Source organism: Ahrensia sp. 13_GOM-1096m (assembly GCF_000620605.1).
In the GTDB taxonomy this organism is placed as follows: Bacteria; Pseudomonadota; Alphaproteobacteria; order Rhizobiales; family Rhizobiaceae; genus Ahrensia; species Ahrensia kielensis.
This window is the reverse complement of the sequence record NZ_JIAX01000010.1, coordinates 162902-180451: the sequence shown is the minus strand read 5'-3', so window position 1 is coordinate 180451 and position 17550 is coordinate 162902. Positions and strand designations below refer to the sequence as shown.

Below are 17550 nucleotides of genomic sequence, written 5' to 3'. Positions count from 1 at the left end.
AATTATTGTGCGATTTCGAATGTAATATTGACGGTTACATCATAGCTATTTTCGCCTGCGGCGATAGGCACTGGCGCACTTGATGCCACCATTTCCATACTGCGCATTTTGGCCATCGGGCGCGGCGCATCGTTGTTGGCTTGCTCGCTGATCGTTTTAATCGCTCCAAGCTCCACACCGGCAGCTTCTGCCAAAGTCTTGGCTTTAGCGATGGCGTCTTTCACAGCGTTTGAGCGTGCTTGATTGATGACTTCATCAGGGTTGTCATTGGTGAAAACAAGATTGCCGCCATCATTAACGCCAAGCGAGACCGATGCATCCAAGACATCGCCAACTTTTTCAAGGTCGCGCACCCGCACACTCAAGCTGTTGCGAACAACATAGCCGGTAATACGAGGCTTTTGCTCATCATTGCTGTTATTTGGGTAAACATATTGCGGCTGAATGGAAAAATCAGATGTTTGAAGATCGCGGGCTTCAATACCTGCACTTTGCATTTCTTCGAGCACTTTTTTCATAGCCTCGGTATTCGCGTTTAATGCTTCGCGGGCCGTTTCGGCTTCTTTGGTCACGCCCATTGAGATTATGGCCATATCCGGCGCAACATTGGCGGTGCCGTTGCCAGTAACAGAGATCGTGGGTGTTTGTGATTCATCGGCCATGGCTGGCAAAGACATAACGCTGGCTCCAAGTACCGCTAGACTAGCAATTGCGGGTGTCATCAAAAATTTCATAGTAAATTCGCCTCTAAAGTTTCATCCCTCAAGAAGCTTATCTATCGGATATGTGCTAGGATTGTGACGAGAATAAAATTTTTCCAAGATATAAATTGGGCGCTTGTCGTAGCAAAAAGAATAGGCTAACCAACCGCAATAGCATTGAACCTTTTCGCAAGTTTGGTGCTTGTCTTTTTAAGATAAGTATTGACTAAAATGTTTGAGGGAATATGCAGCACACTTCAAGGTGGGGCCTGTAGCTCAGTTGGTTAGAGCCGGCGGCTCATAACCGCTTGGTCGGGGGTTCGAGTCCCTCCGGGCCCACCATTCCCCCCTTGTTTGTATTGATTTTATTGCGTTATTTGAAGTTTTAATCCCACTTTCGAGATTTCGTAAATTTCGGTGGGACACTTTTGTTCACTTTATGTCACTTCATTTGCCATTAGTTTGGCAAACGCACTATCTGACAGGCGGTCATTATCAGCCTGTTTTATATAATAGTGCGCAGTTTTTGAATCGCTCCAACCAAAGGCCGCCATGAGTTCTCTCTCGCTTACTCCTGCATAAGCAAGGCGTATTGCCGCGGATTTTCTTAACCCATGCGTTGAGCAATGAGGTAGGTCAGCTTCATCGCACCACTTTCGCATACGGTTTCCAAACCCGTTGCCAGTAAAGCCTCGATTATACTCGTTCAAAAGGAACGTCAGTCCTTTTTGACGTGTGGCTTCAATCGCCACAAAGGTGCTCCTAAACATTGGATTAGTAACTCTACTCTGGCTGGAACTATTTGTGCTCTTGCTAGGGGTATAGGTAATTTTATCCACAACCAAATTCTTCGGACCTAAGTTGATTAAATCTTCCCTTCTCGCACCCGTATTTAATGCCAGTTCTAAGGCTGCACGAGCCATTGTGCCGATCGGATGAACCGATCTAAATTTTTCAATTTCTTCCATACTCCAAGCATGGTGACCTTCAGTCCTATTTATTTTTTCGATGCCGATAGCCGGATTCTTTTCAGCCAAGTCTTCTATAATTGCCCAATTAAAAACCGCCTTTAGGTATTTTATCAGTTTGTCTGCTGCTGCTGGTGTATCAGCCCGCTTCGATACGCTCATTTGCAAATGCTTACGCGTGAAGCCTCGATAGGGACGATGACCGTGCTCAGCGGCGTACTTTTCCAGAACACTACGTTTGTCTCTTTGAGTAACCGCTTTCTGCTTACGGAATTTTTGCGAAGCAAAATACTGCTTCAGTAAAAAATTCAGACTATAATTATCATCTGCTGGCACTTCCTCCACACCATTTGAAATGATAGCGTTGGAGAACGCTGCATCGTACTCCTGAAGGAATTCTGTGCGGATTTGACCATCTTCGTTGAACGGCAGTTCGTTGAAACGATGTTTGGGACGGCCTCGTAGGCGCAGATACCAACGCAAATTACCATGCCGGTCTTTGTCGCAAATTACATATTTTCGGCCAATTTTAGCCTTCAAAGTCTTCAAAAGCTGCTCCATGATCAAGGTGTCCGTTCCTGTTGCTCAAGCCTTCAATAAGATCATCCACGGCGGCTTCGAGTTCGCTAATTCGCCACATCCTTAACCCTCCAATCTTTTGGCCTTTGGGTACCAAGCCTTGCTCAACCCATAGATCGAATGTGGCCGGTGATATGTCGAGCGCAGCCGCAGCGCTGATGCGCTTGTATAAAATCGGTCGAACATTTGGCCGTTTGTGCTGCACTTTAGAACCTGTACTTTTTCCTTCAGGTCTAAAATGGCTGTCGAAGATGCAAAAATATTTTGTATTTTTGGAAAACTGGTTGGGTATTTTCAACTTTTTTGAATTTGACATTTGCAGGGTTATCGAGTCCGGCGATATCGGGCCCGAAAAAGTCAATTCAGTTGGATTACTAACCATCTTCACTATTCCTTCGGTCTGCCCATGAAACAATACCTCAACAAGCTGATCAATTTGTTGATTGGCCGTCTGATGCGCCGATAGGCCTTGATGATGTTGGGACGGCCATAAATCTCCCAGAGTAACCACCGAATGATTCTGCAGCGCGATATTCTGTAAGCACTGGGCGACACTCTGAATTTTGAAAAGCGAAGCTCAGCGCGTGCGAGAATATCGCATATGCGGGTATGTGCAGGTGGCACGAAGCAGCCGATTAAGTAGCCAGAGCCAAAGTTCTTGACGTAATCTCTGCGCACTAAGTCAGGGGCACAGGTCGGAGTAAGTACGATTATGTCTTCGATCGTGCTGATCACAGTAATAAGCTTCATGATGCAGCCCTCCAATGACGGAGAAGGCAACAGGTGATTGTCGTATTACCGAAACCTAATTGTTGGCTTGGAAAGGTATTTTGGCAAATGCCAGTATTGACCGACGTGCGTCGATCGTTATTGCTGAACGCAACCATATTTAGCTCCACTGAACTGGAGTTGATGTTGGCCAGGTGCCCTTGGATTGCCGTCCGAGGTGCACCGCTTTTTTAGCGGTGCCGCGCCTAGATGCTGACGTGAAATCGCCAGCCACCTTAAAATGACCAGTGATTTTAAAAAATCAATCCACGCTTTATAAACACGGTTAACAAGCTATGCGCTCTCTATCGGGGCGACTCTTAAAGCATGCGCTAGTTGGGCGATAGAGCGTGCCAGATTGCCAGTGGCTAAGTTCGACCATTTGGCGGGCATCTCAATGGCGCAAGAATCAAGAACAGCAAGCAAACGGGCCGCATTTTTGATGACTACTAACTCATTTGTCGCAGGTGCCATAGCATTCCTTCTTGTGCGGTCCCTGAAAATGTTTGGTTGTATAAAAAGCTATATCGTAAGTAATTCTTGCGCTTCGTATCCGCTCGCTCCATATATTCATCCAGTTTTATATGGGAGAGTGATTTGCATGTTGCAATTATAGGCGCGTCTGGCCACATTGGGCAAAATTTAGTGCGGCAACTGGCTGGTCACGGCTATGAACTTTTATTATATGGTAGAGATATAAACAAACTAGGAAAACTATTTGCTGAACACAACGTTGCCGATTATACTCAGTTTGAAAGACTAGCAGAAGTTGATGTGATCGTGAATGCGGCAGCAGCTGTACCACAAGCAGGTTTAACAGCTAACGATTATCAGGATGCAAATGTTCTTTTTTTGGAGAGGTTGATAGCCGCTTCAAAGTCTGCGGGCGTCAAACGCTTGATTCATTTTTCGACGACGCACGCTTTAAAGCATGATCAAACAGACTACGGTGAAAGCAAAGCCAAAGCCGAAGAAATCTTATCGCATGTAGACTGTATAGATATTATCATACTTCGCTTACCTGCTGTTTATGGAGAGGCATTCAGGGGGCGTCTTTCAATCCTTAATAAAGTTCCTGAAATAGTAAGGCCGTTCGCATTTAAGCTCTTGGCAGCTTTGCGCCCAACTGTTCATATGAATCATGTTGTCCAAGCTACGATCCGATCTCTTAAAGAATCTAGATTTTCAGAACAGATTGTGTCTGACAATCAGTATGGAAATTGGGCCTATAGCTCATTTAAGAAACTGATCGATTATGGCTTTGCACTTTCCGTTATCTTTTTATTTTGGTGGCTGATGTTGATCATATACATCACTATTCGTTTGGACTCTGACGGTAAGAGTATTTTTGCACAAACTCGTATTGGTAAGAACCAGAAGCCATTCACATGTTACAAGTTTCGTACAATGAAAGTAGGCACAATATCCGCTGGTACGCATGAGGTGCAAGCTGCCTCGGTGACCAAGGTTGGAGCTTTATTGCGTAAAACTAAACTAGATGAACTATTGCAAGTGTTTAATATTTTACGTGGTGAGGTTGGATTAGTCGGGCCTCGTCCGTGCTTGCCTATTCAAAAAGAGCTCATTTCTGCAAGAGACACACTGGGCGTTTTTGATATTTTGCCTGGTATAACTGGATATGCGCAGGTCAATGGTATTGATATGAGCGATCCAGAAAGACTTGCTAAGATGGATTCACAGTACATGGCTTTGAGATCTATTCCGTTTGATCTCAAGATCATTGCTTCAACGTTTTTAGGCCGCGGTGGTGGCGATAGGGTTTATAAAGGGGATTGATACTATTTTTCCGTCCATTCGATTATGAAATGGTCAATGATTGTTCGCCATCAACGCCTAATGGACTAATTGGTTTAGTTGCCTAACGGAGTGTTTTTGGCTCAACGTTACCGTCAGGGAGTAAATTATGAGACGGAGAACCGAACGGCACCAAGAAGCCTCATATAGAACGATCCTAGCTTTCTCATCTAGAGGGGAGGGTATTGCTCAGAGCCAGTATGGACTTGTCACGGTTTTGTTCCGTGTCCTTGAATGGAATAATCGCCATCAAGGAGAACAACTATGGCACGCAAACACAACGATGAATTCAAACGTGAAGCGGTGCGCATTGCACTGACAAGTGGGCTTACACGTCGACAAGTAGCATCCGATTTAGATGTCGGTTTCTCAACACTGGCCAAATGGATTCAGCAGTCCAAGCCTGATGATCTTCCACCGGCAGCAGATATTGATTTGGCCAAAAAGAATGAACGGCTTCGCAAAGAGAACCGCTTGCTCCTGGAGGAGCGGGAGGTGTTAAAAAAAGCGACGGTGTTCTTTGCAAATCAAAGCAAGTGAAATTTGCTTTTGTGGAAGAGCACCGAACACACATTTCCGTTGACCGGCTTTGTCTTATTCTGGGCGTTACATCGCGAGGATACCGATCGTGGCGTAGACGTCCGGTGAGTGATCGGCAGAGGCAGGACATGGTCTTGCTGGCCCATATCCGAGAGCAACATCATCATAGCTTGGGAAGTTACGGTCGCCCGAGAATGACGCAGGAGTTGAAGGAGCTGGGCCTGCGTGTAGGTCATCGCCGTATTGGACGTTTAATGCGCCAAAACGGTTTGCGTGTTGTCAGAACCCGTAAATACAAGACTACAACCAACAGCAATCATAAGTTCAACATTGCTCCAAACTGGCTTGATCGGGATTTTACTGCTGATCGCCCAAACCAAAAATGGGCGGCAGACATCACATACATCTGGACACGTGAAGGCTGGCTCTATCTTGCTGTCATTATCGATCTTCACTCAAGGCGAGTTGTTGGCTGGTCAGTTAGCAATAGGTTGAAGCATGATCTTGCGTTACGTGCATTGAGCCATGCAGTCGCGCTTCGAAACCCACCCGCAGGATGTGTACATCACTCTGACCGAGGAAGCCAATACTGCTCTCATGACTATCAAAAGCGGCTTCGTCAGCTTGGCTTCAAAGTATCCATGAGCGGGAAAGGAAATTGTTATGATAATGCCGCTGTCGAAACCTTCTTCAAAACATTGAAAGCAGAGCTCGTTTGGAGGCATCAATGGCAAACACGCCAACAAGTGACTGATGCGCTCTTCAAATACATCAATGGCTTCTACAACAGCCGCCGTCGTCACTCAGCAATAGGAGGAATATCACCGGCAGACTTCGAACGAAAAATGGCTTAAACGAGAACTGGATGCGGAATTAAAACGGGACAAGTCCATTAACGATCATTTTCTACGTAACGACGAATTGTCTCTTCGATATCACCGCACGTCACAATCTTGCCGTCCTCAAGCCAGATACCTTTATTGCACAGTTCTAGTGCCAGATTTGTTGAGTGAGTTGCCAGCACAACGATACTTCCTTTCTCTATAAGGCTAATCATCCTGTCCTGCGCTTTTTTAGCAAAGGACTTATCCCCCGCCCCAACAATTTCATCAACGATTAAAATCTCTGGTTCAATCGAAGTAATAATAGCAAAAGCTAATCGAACAAACATACCAGCAGAATAGGTCTTTACAGGTTCATAAATAAAATCGCCAAGACCACTAAATTCAGCGATCTCATTCTGTTGAAGGCGCATTTGAGCGGCGGGTACACCCAAAAACATACCACGTGCCAAAATGTTATCGTGCCCTGTCATCTCCATTTCAAAGCCAGTTGCAAAATCTAGTAGTGGAGAGACCGAACCGGTGACTTCAATGGTTCCCTTGGTGGGCGGTAGAATTCCTGCCAAGGCACGAAGGAGTGTTGTCTTCCCGGCACCGTTTAAGCCTACAAGGCATACGCGATCGCCGGATAGTATATCAAACGAAACATCATTTAGTGCGCTATAGGTTTTTGTGGGCGTAGCAGAACGATTGTTCATCACCGAGAAGATGTTGCTCTTTAAACTTCGTTGCGAGGCAGAGTAGAGAGGAAATTCAACAGAAAGATTTTTTACTGATATGTGACTCAAAATATTATTCCGACTATAGATAATAAACGATGCGGCGACCGATCCGTGCATCGAGAACAAGATATATCACCGTAGCGATTATTAGCACTACAACGGCCATAACATAATTATGAAAGTCTGCTGCTTGTTGATCAACCAAAGGAACTCTCACGATTTCAAGTAGAGCCGAAAGAGGATTTAATGAAACTGCCCATCCTAACCCCTTCGAGATCAGTACGCTGGGCGGATAAATGACAGGTGAGATAACAAACAGCATAGTAAACAAACTGGCCATTCCATGAGCGAGGTCGCCAAATATTGCGCCCATATAAGCCATTGTTCCGGTGACCATAACTCCTATGAGCGTAATTAGAATCAGGCCAATTAGTAAGTAGTGCAGACCAGCAAACGCACTAAATCCTTTATATGCGAAAATTACTAAAAGAGCGACCACAATACCGATCGCGAAAGTGAATAAGCCACTCGCTACATGACGCCAAATGTAAATTTGCATAGGAAGCGCAACTTGTTTGGCAAAGCCTTGCGCCATAATAAAAGTATTACATCCTTCTACAAAAGCGAGTGATAAAAAGCCCCATATGGCAAAGCCTGAAGCGATAAATGGTATAAATTCAGCCATGGATATACCGAAAATAGCAGACCACACCATCCCCCCCCCCACAGCAAACGCGAGCTGTTGGGCGACAATCCAAAAAACGCCCAGAGAGCTTCTTCGAAAACGAGATTTTATATCTTGTAAGGCAAGAAACCCCCAAATCTCACGATAGCGAAAGAAAACCTCAAATAACGTGACAAACGAGCGCATAACTCTTTGTAAAAGCGGTACATCCGTCAATGCGGAAAAGGTCGTAGATATTTGTGACTGCGTCATAATTTTTTAGTGCTCGCTACAAAGTAAATTAGTATCAATGAAGCATTTAGTTGAGCGTAATCGCACATGCATACTGTTCCGATTCAGCGATGATTTTTAGGTGTGTTTAGAATACTCGTGATGCATTGTCGAGAATATCCTCTTTTCCATATTCTGTAGGGAAGAAATCGTCTGCAATTTTAGGGGTTATTTAGGTCCCTGACGATGGTGTCAAGCCCAGATAAAAGATTCAAAATTATTAGATAGGCCGTCTCCGCGAAGAAATTAACACTTTAATTGCAAGCCATAGAAGATTATACAATTTATGATGCCGGAGAACAAGGCGAATCAAAAGGCGGTAGTATTGCAACTTTTTATGCAGATCATAACAATGATAAACAGGCAAAGGTTTAGATGTTCGCGGTTTGCACTATGCAAGTATTAAATACAGGCGAGGCCGGATATATCTGTAGCCATGTAACCGCAGCGAGCACATCACATCTCCATGAGATACTATCATTAGATAAGCATCCGCGTTCGGCATCTGAACACACTAATCTTGAGGATGTAAAGCTGTTCGTCAAATGGGCTAGAGCGCAGGTATGTAGGGGAGTTCCCTCGCAGTATTTTAATCTCACCGGTTGTCATAGGTGTAGTCGAATAGCTGAATTAACTGCCGATAATTTTGTGCCAATATGGACGCGTGTGACACTTTTTCCGCATCCTGAATCCAAGATTTATCATCATTATTATATAGTAGTTATCATAATACCCCTGAGTGACTCTATTCAAAATATGGCTATGGATGAAGCGCACCTTACAGTGTTAGACGATGTTGTTAGCATTCTGGGACATCAAGTCCTGAGTTTTGGCCGCGTTGTCGGTGCAGTAGTAACACAAATCCTCGGCTTGTGTTTAAGAGCTAAGGGGCGTTTTATTGACTCAATATTTACTGGCAGGTACCATAGCGATGTTTCGGCTTCTGTAGTGGATTGTACAAAGGTAAAGCAGCTTCTAAAACGGGAGCCTAGCCTCAGAGCATTGGACGTTATAAAAAATTTCATTAATGGGAAATGGCAATGCACCGATACCTTAGTGTGCAATAATGGTTGAGACCCAAATGCCGACCAACCGCGTTATCTTGTATTGTTGTAATGAATGGAATTATTTTCTTCTGCACAGGCTACCACCAGTTCAGGCAATAATAGAAAAAGGTTGGCACGCCACTGTGTGCGCCGGTGACGAAAAACCTAGGGGGTACTTGTCTGACTTTGATCTTGTAGAACTCAATATTGAACGACACCGTTTTACTCCTTTGGCTGATGCATTGGCGGCCCTAAAGATCGTTCGCTTGGCACGATCTATAAATGCAGAAGTCGTACATGCCATCACCATCAAACCTATTCTATACACGATGGTTGGTTTCGGTTTAAAGAGTTTGTTTTTAAGATCAAGCAAGGTGCCACGCGTCATTCTCACATTTCCAGGTCTTGGTCGAGTGTTTGAGGATACAGACATCGTATCGCAGGTTAGGCGAAAATTGATTGTAGGCACTATGCGATTTTTTGCCCGCCACCTCGATTGCCATGCCACATTTGAAAACGAAAGCGACAGAGATTATTTCATCAGCCTCGGCATATTCCGCCCCGAACAGACAAGGGTTACTTTTGGCGCAGGAATCAAGGCTAAACTGTTTAAACCCGCAACAGAAAAGCGTAATGGCCCTTTACATTTTCTGTTTGCTTCACGCCTCATTCACTCTAAAGGCGTAGAAGATTTCATTGAAGCCGCACGTCAACGACGGCATCAAGGTTCGGATGCCAAATTTACTATCGCCGGCCTGCTGGATCCGAATAATCCAGATGCATTTCCCGCCTATAAATTGGAAGAGTCTCAAGCTGAAGGTTTAGTTAATCTGGCTGGTGCTGTCCCTGGAGATGCAATGCCAGATCTACTGCGGAGTGTTGACGTTGTATGTTTGCCAACTCGTCTGCGCGAAGGCTTTCCGCGTGTATTGATCGAAGCTGCCGCTTCAGGAGTGGCATTGCTTGCGAGTCGGCAACCTTCCGTTGAACAAATAATTGAAAATGGGGTCAATGGTTGGATGACAGAACCATCTTCCCCAAATGAATTAGCCCGAAAAATGTCAGAAATGGAGGACGATCCTGATAGGACGCGGCAAATGGGAGAGGCCTCACTCACGCTCGCACGGTCATCTCCCATCAGTGAAGAAGACGTCAATGCAGTTTTCCTGCAACTTTATCTGAGCTAATAAGTCCTAATGAATTGGATTGATTGGCTCTATGTTGATGTAAATACTATTATTCTACTAAATCTAATAGTATATCCAAGCCCACACGGCGATCGCTAAATCGCTTAATTATGCTTTGCCGTGCATTCACCCCCATTGTTTGAATTATATCTCTGCTTGCCGCCATACGTCGTATAGCAGTCTCCCATGCGTGGGTGGTATTTTCTACCAGATATCCATTGACGGAATGTTCAACTAGAACGCGATTAAAACCGATTGCTGACGCGATAACCGGTTTGCCACTAATCATGCATTGAACAAGCTTATAGCCTGATTTACAGCGGTCCCATTCGCAGTCCTCAATTGGCATTATACCAATATCGATCTCGTTGATCTGTGCAACCTCAGTCTCTTCCGACCAATCCAACCTTCTGGCATTTAAGTGAGGTACTTCATCTCCGGCACCGATAAGAACAATATCTGCTACCTTTTCAGCCACGATTTTGTTAAGTAAATCCACCCATGGTGAAAGATATTTTCGTGCATTGAGAGGCGACCCAATCCATCCGATAACAGGTGGTTTTCCTGGTGCATTCGACCGTTGTGTATAAGAGTATCGCTCGGCGTCAATGAAAGGTGGTATGATTTTCACCTGTTTTGCTCCTCTTGCCAAAACCGCTTCCGCAAGAAAGGAATTTGGAACAGTAACAATGTCCACTGAGGACAACAACTTGCTGTATTTCTGTGACATTGATTTGAGCCCTAAACGTGGATTCAATCGCTCGTATCGTAGAAACCAAGCATCGTCTAAGTCAAGAATAGATCGTGCGAAACCTTTTAATGCTAATGATTCTGCGTAGAACGGCAGGTAAGGAAAAAGTTCTTTCTCAATCCACAAAACAGAATTTGGGTCTCCTGATCGCAGCCAACGCACGCGATCAATATATTTTCGAGATATATACGCCATACTGGCCTTTGGCTGTTCGCCATAAAGGCCAGCCAAATATTTATCATCCAGAAGGCTTTGAACCGATACCGTATGTCCATAATCTTCCAAATATGGAATAAGGTCAAAGTGTCGGAGCCTGCTGGACGCAGCCTGCCGTGTATGCCGCGTAAGTGCGAGGATATTTGCCATCAGGTACGAAAACTCCGCTTTGTCGGTTGAAGCTACATTTGCTTAAAGCGATGACCGACAGCTATTTTTGCAATCTTAACCCGATGAGGGCGTAGCCCCGATGGCAGTAATGAAGTAAAATGTGCAAACATTTCCTTGCGATCCAGCGTACAGCCTTCTTTTGGTTCGACAGAAACTTCAATATGCTGTCCAGTAATCGGATTATCAATGCCCACAGCTTTTGCCATAGCAACTTTGGGGTGCGCCAGAGCAGCACGCTCTATTTCGGCAGGTAGGATTTTCTGTCCGCCAACGTTAATAAGATCAGATTGACGCCCGACAACACGAATGTAATCGCCATCAGTCTCGACAATGTCCTTAGTATCGTACCATCCATTTTCATCAAAGGGTGATTCAGCGTTAAGGTAGCCAAGCATTCTATTTTTTGATCTAATCTTAAGAACGTTGTTATCCGACACGTGAAGCTCTACGCCTTCGCCACCAACTTGCATAAACAAACTGTCTCGTGCTTTAGTTTTCACTCGTAAAATACCGAGCTCCGACATGCCATAAGTCTGACGAAAATCAATATGGGGCATAGCCGCGCATAGCTGCTTAAGTGTTCCTTGATCCATGCGCTCGGTGCCGTATGTCACCATTTTGAGTTTAGTATCGTTCAGTCGTTCAGCAGTCCCACTCATTAGCATCATTCGCAGAAAGGTTGGACTGGTAGGCAAAAGCTCTACGCCGTATGTCTTTATGTCTTCAATAACGGCTTCAACTTTGCGTTCGCGTGGCACAACAACTTGACCTTTGTTGTAGAGGGTATGAAAAAGTGTGTTAATTCCGCCAATGTGGTCAAAGAGAAGAAAGCTTAACGTAACTAGCGCAGCCCGCGGGGTGCGGTAGCGGACAAGAAATTTCTCGAAATCATGTAAAATAGCTTTTGGTCGTCCGGTAGTACCGGACGAGAATAAGACCAAGCCCGCGTGATTCAATTCTCGCAAATGAGTAATTTCTCTTTGATCGGTGCCACGTTGATTGGTTCTGATAACCTTTCCATCTTCGATAACCACGTTTACGTGGGCTGCATCATGAAAATATGAGTGATCCGCCTTAGTGGCAGTCGTAAGCGGTACTAAAATTACTTTGAGATCAACAAGGCGAAGAAGTGTGGCAATGGAACTGGCGTCAAAGTCACCCACTAATGCAACGATATCACCCATTTGCACATCGCTTAAATCAACCTGATTGGCTGAAGTTATATCAGAAAAATGCAGGTTGCCTGACTGTCCGACTAAAATGGGACGTTCAATACCCGCCTGACGCTCGGCAATTTCGTCGATAACTGAAACAGTCAAAACTAGACACCTCCAACGTTGATTGTTTGCCCGGATATCATGTTTGACTTTTCATCAAGTAGTATGTCTACGATATTCCAAATGTCGGCTTTCGTTCCCTTCTTCTTTACGACTTGGCGATCAATAATTTTATTAATACTTTTGTCACTTACACCAGCAATAAGATCTGTATCAATAGGTCCTGGTGCAATGCAGTTGGCGGTAAGTCCAAACCCAGAAATCTCGCGGGCAAATGTACGAGTAAAACCTTCGATCCCTGCCTTGGAGGCAACATAAACGGATTCTCCGCTTAATGCTAATGGTACTGCTATCGTTGAAAAATTGATTATACGTCCATTTTTTCTTCTCATTAGCAAAGTTGAAAATTTTTGGCACATGAAAATACTGCCTATCAAATTAATGTCGATGACTTTGCGAACAGTTGCCGTTGGGGTTGTAACAGCAAGATTCATTGCCGCCACACCGGCACTGTTGATCACACCATAAAGATTTTTTCCTGCTTGTTTTTGGACACTGCTTGCGAATGACTTCACCGCGTCAGCGTCGGAAACGTCGCAGGCAAAGATAGGGTATCCTTGCCCTTCACCGGCGCTGCGTGCGGCACCGATTACTTCGTATCCAGTGGCAAGCGCTTGTTGAGCGATGTACTGACCCAAACCGCGGCTAGCGCCAGTTACCACAATCACCTTTTTGTCACTCATTTTCCTTCAACTTTCATGATAAAGAAATCGGCCAAAGAGCCTACAGAAAGCAGGGGGCTGTTACGTGATGAGAAAGTAGCATTGCTAGACCAGTCAAATTCTGCGCCGCGCTCATCCATTGCCAAATCTTCCAAAGCAAGAAGAACAGTCAGAATCCCTTGGGAATCAATTACAGCTCCGTCGCCCATAAGGGGTGTATTCTCGTTAATTATTGCGGTTTTTTGATCTGTCACCTGACTGATCTCGTCCGTTATAATAGCAACTACCTTGTCGCGTTCAAGCATTAGCTTTTCCTTCTCTTCTCTAACGATTTTCAATTTAAATAGCTTTTAAGCCTTCAATCCATTGTTTATGTGTGGTCATAAATAGTTCTCGATTAACTGTCATGCGATTAAAAAACACATCACTGTTAAGCCTTTGGCTGCTTAATCTAGGCGTCAGAAACTCATCACCGTTTTCTTTAATTGTCGCAATTAGCGGTATACGTTCTTTAACCTTCATACCTACTAATCTATGAAGGCCGTAAGCAGCACGATTTGTGTTGAGTACATCTGCCGCAACTTCACTCACATCTAACTGGTCGAAACAAAAATGCAAAAGTGTAAGTTCACAAAACATTGCTAACTCAAGTCCCAAACCGACTTCGCCTATCATGAGGTTATCGATATCGCAAATCTTAGTGTTATTGACGGAGCACAGTCCAACATGCCCAACCAGTTTTCCTTTCGCAATTAAACGAAATAGAATTCTGTCGGGTTTACCTATTGGAATATTTTCAAGATATGATCGGGTTTTCTCAATTGATGGATTTGCAATGCGAGTTGCAAAGGATTCCATGTGCCGATTACGCCACTTAAATATACTCTTGATCAGGTAATCATCCTGAGTATCAGCTTTGCCAATTGGCACAAGTTGTGCGCATTCATATCCATTGCGGTCGATCACGGGCAATGATGCTGATGATCGTCCCAACTTCATATTTTTAAGATGATCTTGAGCTTTGCTCATTGTGCTGCTTTCAAAATGCTCGCTGAGATGATATTTGGGTTCCTACTTGCTGTAATTTATAATAACAGATCAAGCTCATTGGTTTCATCAATATCTATATGTTTTGTGCTCCGTTGAGCTATGAGCCAACGTGCAGATCTCCAGCGGAAAAGATAGAATCTCTCCAAAAATTTCCTGTAGGCGGTTCGCCCGATAACTTTTGGGGTCGGCTCGTGTTGTGACAATTTATTTAATAAATTGATTTTCTTACTTGGCGACAAAAACTTGCTTCGTAGAATCGTGGCGCTGACTAAGCCTAAACCCATCGCTTGACTTCTAGGGGTAGGGTATTGCGCGATCATGCAGTCTAAAATCTCAGAAATGAGACCTTCAGTGGAGTTAAGCGATACATTTAAATATGGGATTTCCGAACTTGGCGTGATCACCACATAACCAGAGGGTATTTTAAAATGTTCACTTCGGGGGTATGTGTCATGACAAACGCGTTCGAGCACGTTTCTTTTTTCGGTAGCGCTTATCGGTAGCATCGACAATGGCAAATCAACAAACTGCTGGCTCGTTATCACGACTACAAGTTTTATGTCAAAACTTTCAATGCTCTTTAAGAACGATGATAATTTTTCTAGCTTGTTTTTGCTCAGGTCAACAACTAGACCAAATGAGCCATCCGCAATAGTTGTTAGAAAAGCAGGCTTGACCTTGAGAGGTTCTTGAACCATCACCCAAGTAAGAGTATTGTTCAGTTGAAGTATACGGTAATTATTTATTTTATCTGTATCTTCGTTTAAGCATATTATATTATACAAAATGTTATTTTTGACATCACTACCAATCACGGAAGGATAAATGTCATTAAGTGTTGCAAGCCACCGTTTATGATCTACCAATATATTACGATGGTACAAGGATGCTTTAAGGTTGGTCGAAATTGGAGGTGTTTTTGATAGATAGTTGAAATCATCAAACCACGATTGGACAGCTTGTTTGTAATTATAATTTTTATGAATTATAGATTTGGCGTTTTCGACTATTACTTCGCGCAGCTGCGGGTTGTCTATCAACTTGGTCATTGCTTCAAACCATTGCTCGCGCGTGTTTTCTACAATTAGACCTGTTACACCGTCTCCTACGCTGTCGAGATAAGGGGCCGCATCGCTGTAAATGCCAGCAATACTGCAACCACCATATTCACGAAATTTATTATTAGTTTTTGACTCATAAAAAATAGTTTTCAAAAGTGGCGCTAAACCGATGTCAAAACCAGATTGATAAAATGACTTTATAAATTTGTTATAATCTGTTTCAATGAGGTTAATCTTTACTTGAGGGTAATCTCTCAATTGTTTTGATGGTTTGCGCCAAAAATGAAATTCAACTTTTGATCCATACTTATCCAAGATATCCTTAACGGCATCTTCTAGCATCACATCCAACTTTGGGTCCGCACTTCTGCCAGTTGCAAAAGCAATTTTTACGACCTTGTTTGATTTTACCAGTGGTACTTCATCAATAATATAGTGATCAAAATACGAACGAACAAGGTGTACACGAGCGCCAAAGTTAGTTGCGAGATCGACCATTGGCCGGGTGTAAACTCGCGTAATATCTGCCAATTCAAACATCCGTCGAACAGTGTGCAAGCTCCTAGGGATTCGTAAGGTACGCCCAATAGAAATGTTTAGAGGTGCCTCAAAAAAATTGTCATCTATTTCATAGATGACATGTTTTTTTGCAGCTTTGGCGCAAAGCAATGCTGAGTACGCGTTTTGACTTTGATTTCTACAGAAAACAACTATGTCAGATCGGTTTATATCATCAGTTGTCCACTGAGTTTCTGTGCAAACAGAGAGAGAGATCCGTTTTTTTCGTTCGAGTGATAAAAGTGGGCGTAAAACACCAATAATCACCGAGGGAATAAGACCTGGGTGGATAACAAGAATATTTGGAATTGCACCTTTAACCGCCCAACTTTTCCATTCGCTTCCTGAAAGATCAATATCGTCAACGTTGGCCATAATTTGCTATCTTCTGAGTTCACATTCTTGTGTGTTGTTTTTCTCACCCCTCACTAATGCTATTGATAACAGCTCTCGTAATTCGCTTAATGTCGGCTTTTTCCAGATGCAAATGCAAAGGCAACGATAAAATATGATTTGAAAAATATGCTGTTTTTGGAACAGTACCTTGGCCGTAAGAGTACATCTTATATTGTGTATTATCTCGATAATGTACGCCAGGAAAAATGCCTTCAGCATATAGATCCTGCATCATCTTATCACGGTCCTGTACCAAAATCTGGCATAGATGTTGTGATGCTTGACAATTAGGCGCCATTTCAATCAGCTCTATACCTTCATGACCACCAAGAAGTTCTCTATACCATGCGGAAATCTGACGGCGATACGCATTTTGTTCATCAAGATGTCGTAGCGCTACCAAGCCAATAGCAGCCATAATAGCATTGCCGTTATATTTATAGCCAAGATACTCAATGTCATACATCCATTTATAATCACCCTTTGCGCCGGTGCGCGAATAAGTGTCTTGGCTTATTCCTAGCCAAGCGAACTTGCGAGCCATGGCATCAAGTTCTGCGTCCATACAGCATATCATTCCGGCGTCTCCAGTTGGCAAGTTTTTGACTGCCTGGAAGGAGTAACAGGTAATGTCTACAAGTTTTGCTGGGCATTCGCCGTTTAATGTCGTGCCTGCCATATGCGCTGCATCAAGAATCAGTTTGACGTTATGACGGTTGCAAATTTCTACAATTTTTTCTAATTGTCCTGTATTGCCACCTAGTCCAACAAAAATAACAGCGCGCGTCTTTGGACCAATCTTGCTCTCTAATGATTCTGGGTCCATGCAACCGTATGAATCAATGTCAGCAAAAATAGGTTTCATGTTCTCCGCTGCAATTGCATGGTTTGTAGATATGAAAGTCATTCCTGTGGAAACGATCTCATCTCCATCTTTCCAATTGTGGCGTAGCTTCAAAATCGCAACTGCTATATGTAAAGCTGCTGTAGCTGAAGCCACAAAATGCGCATGTGGTAAATCAGTGTACTTTTTCCAAGCCTCCTCCATCTCAACCGTTTTAAAGCCAGCACCAGTCCAGCCTATTTCGAGACACTGGCGGATTTCGTTCAATGTTTCTTCTATCTCGAATTTAGGCTTGAGGACTTGAATGTTTTGTGCAGACATAATTGTCTATTCCTAGTAGCTTGAGTTGATGAGATATTTACGAGGAGATAGAATCTCCAG

General features: G+C 43.8%; 16 protein-coding genes and 1 tRNA gene. 4 read left to right on the top strand and 13 right to left on the bottom strand.

Features of this window, described 5'->3' with window-relative positions:
- Nucleotides 1–2 precede the first annotated feature (2 nt).
- A complete protein-coding gene (locus N530_RS0107035; RefSeq protein WP_026480124.1) occupies nt 3–734 on the bottom strand; it encodes an SIMPL domain-containing protein in 732 nt (243 codons plus the stop codon).
- A gap of 232 nt (nt 735–966) precedes the next feature.
- On the opposite strand from N530_RS0107035, the gene N530_RS0107030 reads away from it, so the two are divergent.
- Nucleotides 967–1043 (top strand) — tRNA-Ile (locus N530_RS0107030).
- 95 nt (nt 1044–1138) lie between these two features.
- Here N530_RS0107030 and N530_RS17575 read toward each other — a convergent pair.
- The 3 genes from N530_RS17575 to N530_RS0107010 form a co-directional block, all read right to left on the bottom strand.
- Entirely contained in the window at nt 1139–2218 is a 1080-nt protein-coding gene (locus N530_RS17575) for a site-specific integrase (protein ID WP_162150942.1), read from the bottom strand.
- Entirely contained in the window at nt 2199–2759 is a 561-nt protein-coding gene (locus N530_RS19330) for a hypothetical protein (protein WP_202899038.1), read from the bottom strand. The genes N530_RS17575 and N530_RS19330 overlap by 20 nt, the downstream gene beginning before the upstream one ends.
- A gap of 551 nt (nt 2760–3310) precedes the next feature.
- The gene (locus tag N530_RS0107010) at nt 3311–3490 is read right to left on the bottom strand and encodes a hypothetical protein (protein ID WP_026480123.1); all 180 of its coding nucleotides are present in this window, start codon (nt 3488–3490) and stop codon (nt 3311–3313) included.
- Between the two features lie 123 nt (nt 3491–3613).
- On the opposite strand from N530_RS0107010, the gene N530_RS19325 reads away from it, so the two are divergent.
- Together N530_RS19325 and N530_RS0106995 are read left to right on the top strand one after the other, a co-directional pair.
- On the top strand, nt 3614–4813 hold the full coding sequence (locus N530_RS19325; RefSeq protein WP_202899037.1) for a sugar transferase: 1200 nt from the start codon (nt 3614–3616) through the stop codon (nt 4811–4813).
- 282 nt (nt 4814–5095) lie between these two features.
- Nucleotides 5096–6225, top strand: a protein-coding gene (locus N530_RS0106995) for an IS3 family transposase (RefSeq protein WP_371179698.1) whose coding sequence is annotated in 2 segments (ribosomal slippage) — nt 5096–5342 and nt 5342–6225 — 1131 coding nt in all. Because the reading frame shifts where the segments join, the coding sequence is not laid out codon by codon here.
- 38 nt (nt 6226–6263) lie between these two features.
- On the opposite strand, the gene N530_RS0106990 is transcribed toward N530_RS0106995, so the two are convergent.
- Together N530_RS0106990 and N530_RS0106985 are read right to left on the bottom strand one after the other, a co-directional pair.
- The gene (locus N530_RS0106990; protein WP_035266573.1) at nt 6264–7001 is read right to left on the bottom strand and encodes an ABC transporter ATP-binding protein; all 738 of its coding nucleotides are present in this window, start codon (nt 6999–7001) and stop codon (nt 6264–6266) included.
- A gap of 13 nt (nt 7002–7014) precedes the next feature.
- Nucleotides 7015–7872 (bottom strand): ABC transporter permease, encoded by an 858-nt coding sequence (locus N530_RS0106985; protein WP_026480118.1) that lies wholly within the window; start codon nt 7870–7872, stop codon nt 7015–7017.
- A 1099-nt stretch (nt 7873–8971) separates the two neighbouring features.
- Here N530_RS0106985 and N530_RS0106970 point away from each other — a divergent pair.
- Complete coding sequence (locus tag N530_RS0106970; RefSeq protein ID WP_162150941.1) at nt 8972–10123, top strand: glycosyltransferase; 1152 nt, start codon at nt 8972–8974, stop codon at nt 10121–10123.
- Nucleotides 10124–10172: 49 nt separating this feature from the next.
- On the opposite strand, the gene N530_RS17560 is transcribed toward N530_RS0106970, so the two are convergent.
- The 7 genes from N530_RS17560 to N530_RS17550 are packed head-to-tail and all read right to left on the bottom strand — an operon-like array spanning nt 10173 to nt 17490.
- Nucleotides 10173–11240: a glycosyltransferase family 4 protein gene (locus N530_RS17560; RefSeq protein ID WP_051540804.1), complete on the bottom strand. Its 1068-nt coding sequence runs from the start codon at nt 11238–11240 to the stop codon at nt 10173–10175.
- Nucleotides 11241–11272: 32 nt separating this feature from the next.
- On the bottom strand, nt 11273–12580 hold the full coding sequence (locus N530_RS0106960) for a fatty acid--CoA ligase family protein (protein WP_026480115.1): 1308 nt from the start codon (nt 12578–12580) through the stop codon (nt 11273–11275).
- Between the two features lie 2 nt (nt 12581–12582).
- Nucleotides 12583–13281, bottom strand: a complete 699-nt coding sequence (locus tag N530_RS0106955; RefSeq protein ID WP_035266569.1) for an SDR family NAD(P)-dependent oxidoreductase — start codon at nt 13279–13281, stop codon at nt 12583–12585.
- A complete protein-coding gene (locus N530_RS17555; protein ID WP_051540803.1) occupies nt 13278–13565 on the bottom strand; it encodes a hypothetical protein in 288 nt (95 codons plus the stop codon). The genes N530_RS0106955 and N530_RS17555 overlap by 4 nt, the downstream gene beginning before the upstream one ends.
- A gap of 34 nt (nt 13566–13599) precedes the next feature.
- The gene (locus N530_RS0106945; protein WP_026480113.1) at nt 13600–14289 is read right to left on the bottom strand and encodes a GNAT family N-acetyltransferase; all 690 of its coding nucleotides are present in this window, start codon (nt 14287–14289) and stop codon (nt 13600–13602) included.
- Between the two features lie 56 nt (nt 14290–14345).
- Nucleotides 14346–16304, bottom strand: a complete 1959-nt coding sequence (locus N530_RS0106940; RefSeq protein WP_026480112.1) for a glycosyltransferase — start codon at nt 16302–16304, stop codon at nt 14346–14348.
- 43 nt (nt 16305–16347) lie between these two features.
- Entirely contained in the window at nt 16348–17490 is a 1143-nt protein-coding gene (locus tag N530_RS17550; RefSeq protein ID WP_035266566.1) for a DegT/DnrJ/EryC1/StrS aminotransferase family protein, read from the bottom strand.
- Nucleotides 17491–17550 lie beyond the last annotated feature (60 nt).